Raw genomic sequence first — 3389 nt, 5'->3', positions numbered from 1 at the left:
GGCTCATTTGGCGTTCCATCGTTTCCATTTACGTGGAAAACAAGGAGCGAAGATTGATGTTGGTTTGGCTCTCATGGCACTAAATCTAAGAAAATTAGGAAAATATATGGAGAGAAAGAGAAGGGAAAAAGAAAAAACAAGCCCGATTTTGACATTCATCATCAAAATCAGGCTTGTTTTCTTTTTGAGAGTGGATTATGTCCCACTCCCTCTTTTATTGATAAAGGAATAAGTATCAATCAACTATTGGTCAGTGCTTTTTTTATTCGTTTAAGACCTTCTATGAGTGTCTCTTGAGGACAAGCTGCATTTAGCCGCATATGCTGACTTCCTTGGGGACCAAAGGATATGCCAGTATTGAGAATGACTTTACCTTCTTCAACTAACAATTTTTCCAACTGTTTGTCGGATAAACCATAAGCAGAGAAATCCAGCCAGACCAAATAGGTTCCTTCCGGTTCCATCATTGTTACCTTAGGCATTTCGGTAGTTAAAAATTTCTGAATCGTTTGGAAATTTTTCTGTAGATAAAGTAAAAGTTCTTCCAGCCAAGGCTCTCCATGACGATAAGCAGCCTCGGTACCAACTAACCCAATGGTGTTGATTTCACTTTGCTGGTTTAGCGTTTGAATGTCAGCAAATGTTTTTCGGAGTTTTGAATCATGAATAAAAATCATTGAGTTTTTAATTCCAGCCAAATTAAAGGTTTTTGTTGCGGCGGTTAAAATGATTGAAAAGTCTTTAAACGACTCATCTACGTTATTAAAAGTCGTAAACTCAGCAGGTGAAAAAATTAAATCTTGATGAATTTCGTCACTAATAACTAAAACACCATATTTTCTGCAAAGCTCACCGACCTGTTTTAATTCTTGTTTAGTCCAGACACGTCCGCCTGGATTATGGGGATTGCATAGAATGAAGACTTTAACATTCTGCTCTTTAAGTTGCTGCTCCATATCGTTAAAATCTATTCTAAAAATTCCATCTTTTTCATATAAAGAGCTGCGGACTACTTTTCTGCCATTCGCTTTGATAACTTGTGCAAATGGATGGTACACTGGATCGTTGATAAGAATGCCATCCTCTGGTTCAGTAAACGCTTGAATCGCTAATGCAACACTAGGAACAACGCCGCTATTAAATAAAATTGCTTCTTTTTCTACTATATAATGGTTTCTTTTTTGCTGCCATTGCTGAATGGATTCATATAGGCTATCTGGAGTTACTGTATAACCAAGGATTCCTTGTTCTATACAAGCACTCATAGCGTCCAAGATTGGCTGATGAACCCGGAAATCCATATCCGCGACCCATAAAGGCAAGAGATCTTCTTGGTGGTACATATTGTCGATAGCATCCCACTTCACAGAATTGGTTCCCTTACGGTTGTATACATGGTTAAAATCTGTCATATTCTTTTCCCCTCTATATATAGTTTAAATCAGACATTTATAATTGAAGTATAGAATAGAACAGGTAAAAGATAAATGAAAAAGAATAAAAATAGCAGGTAAAAATCTATTCAGAATTTAGGGAACATGATATTATTTAAGAGATAGTGACTGTGAAGAGCAGAAGAGAGGGATACGAATGCAATATAAAATAGGAATGGTTTTAAATGGGACAGTTACAGGATTGCAACCGTATGGGGCATTTGTTTCACTGGATGATGAAACCCAAGGGCTGATTCATGTTTCTGAAATCCAGGTAGGTTACACGAAGAATATTCATAGTGTACTGAATATAGGTGATGAGATTAATGTACAGGTAATAGACATTGATGAGTATTCAAAAAAAATAAGCTTATCACTAAGAACACAAAATGATAGTGTTCAACAGGCGCGTTACAGAAGAAAAAAATACTTTACTAATAAAAATAAGAAAATTGGATTTGCTACTTTAGAAAAGAAATTACCTCAGTGGATTGATGCTGCAATGGATGAACTTCTTACGAAATAATTCTGTTTTTTTTCTGAAAATGTGTTACAATTTTCCTATATTTATGAAAACAAAAATCAATTGAGGTGGAAGTTTTGTCTAACAAAAGAGTAGCCGGCACGATTATGTTGAATCTGCATGATGGAACAAAAAAGTTTCTCATTCATCCAACGAAAGATGAAGCAGAGTTTATCACAGCAGAAGTTTCCGAAGAGATGACAGGGCTGGCCAGTATTTTACAGCTTTTCAAGGATAGTATTCAGTTAGATGTGACTTCAATCAGTTTGGTTGAATTAACAAATGCACATAATGAGAAAGAAGATTTGCCTCTGTTTGTCTTTGAAATGGAGGAAGGAGAATCTGCGAAATTGGGAAGCGATACATACATGTGGGAAAGTCCCGCAAAGCTGAAGGATTTATTATCGGCTTATGACATGGCCGGTGTCCCGATGTTCTGATTTTTAAGTAATAGTATAGAAGTGAATGAAGGAAGCGGAAAACCGCTTCTTTTTTTAAACCTAAAAAATGGAGGTTAAGAATGGTAATGAATATTCGAAAAGCAGGTTTGCAAGATACAAAAACAGTAATGGAAATGCTAAAAGAGACAGCAGTCTGGTTAAGAAGCAAAGGAAGCAGTCAATGGTCCGATGTTTTGGCAGGAACAGATAAGCATAATCTGACAGAAGCTGTAGAACGAGGAGACGTGTATCTGTTTAATCAAAATGATGAAGTTGTTGGGATGGCTGCTGTCTGGAATCTGCCAACAAAATGGGATTGTGAGTTATGGTCGACTATCGGCTTAAGTCAAGATGCATACTATATTCATCGTTTGATAGTTCATCCAAACTACAGAGGAAAAGCATACGGGAGTCAGATGATGAAAGTTATCAAAGCGCATTTCCAAAATACAGCAGCAGAACTAAGGTTAGATTGTATTGCTTCAAATGATAAGCTTGTGAGTTTTTATCAAGAACAGGGATTTAAAAATGCTGGAACGGTTCAGCTTGAAAATGGCGGTAGTTTCGAGCTTTTTAGATGCTTTATTGGTGAGTGAAAAAGTATTATGAAAAAAATAGAAAAAAACAGTTGACCTGCGCAAGGAAACTTGATATATTATTACATGTCGCAAGACGAGACAATGACTTTCAGTCAGCTGGATAGAATAACATCCAGAGAGAAGAAAAAACTTGTTGAATCAGCAAAAAAGTTGTTGACAAATAACAAAGAAGCTGATAAACTAAAACAGTTGTTATGAAACACAACAACGGATTGCCGAGTTCCACCAACTTAAAACTTTTTCAAAAAAAGAGTTGACATCTTATCGGAGATTTGATAAGATATAAAAGTTGCTGCGAGGCAATGATGTAGACCTTTGAAAACTGAACAAAGTAAGACAAACCAAATGTGTAGGGCGTTTTGATTAATTCAAAACAACAAACATTTTTAACAAG

At 36.1% G+C, this 3389-nt stretch carries 4 protein-coding genes and 1 pseudogene; 4 read left to right on the top strand and 1 reads right to left on the bottom strand.

Annotated features, from left to right (window positions below; all coding sequences use genetic code 11):
- A pseudogene (locus tag AC1Z3K_RS18540) lies at positions 1-232 on the top strand (hypothetical protein); the annotation flags it as partial.
- A 7-nt stretch (positions 233-239) separates the two neighbouring features.
- Here AC1Z3K_RS18540 and AC1Z3K_RS18535 read toward each other — a convergent pair.
- Positions 240-1412, bottom strand: a complete 1173-nt coding sequence (locus AC1Z3K_RS18535; protein WP_461733558.1) for a MalY/PatB family protein — start codon at positions 1410-1412, stop codon at positions 240-242.
- 178 nt (positions 1413-1590) lie between these two features.
- Between AC1Z3K_RS18535 and AC1Z3K_RS18530 the strand changes: the two genes are divergently transcribed.
- From AC1Z3K_RS18530 to AC1Z3K_RS18520, 3 genes are all read left to right on the top strand, one after another.
- A complete protein-coding gene (locus AC1Z3K_RS18530; RefSeq protein ID WP_426084927.1) occupies positions 1591-1959 on the top strand; it encodes a CvfD/Ygs/GSP13 family RNA-binding post-transcriptional regulator in 369 nt (122 codons plus the stop codon).
- Positions 1960-2033: 74 nt separating this feature from the next.
- Complete coding sequence (locus AC1Z3K_RS18525; protein ID WP_426084928.1) at positions 2034-2396, top strand: hypothetical protein; 363 nt, start codon at positions 2034-2036, stop codon at positions 2394-2396.
- An 80-nt stretch (positions 2397-2476) separates the two neighbouring features.
- Entirely contained in the window at positions 2477-2992 is a 516-nt protein-coding gene (locus tag AC1Z3K_RS18520) for a GNAT family N-acetyltransferase (protein WP_461733557.1), read from the top strand.
- Positions 2993-3389 lie beyond the last annotated feature (397 nt).

It is taken from the genome of Enterococcus sp. LJL128 (assembly GCF_056924295.1).
The sequence above is the reverse complement of the archived record's forward strand: the minus strand, read 5'-3'. Positions and strand labels throughout refer to the sequence as shown.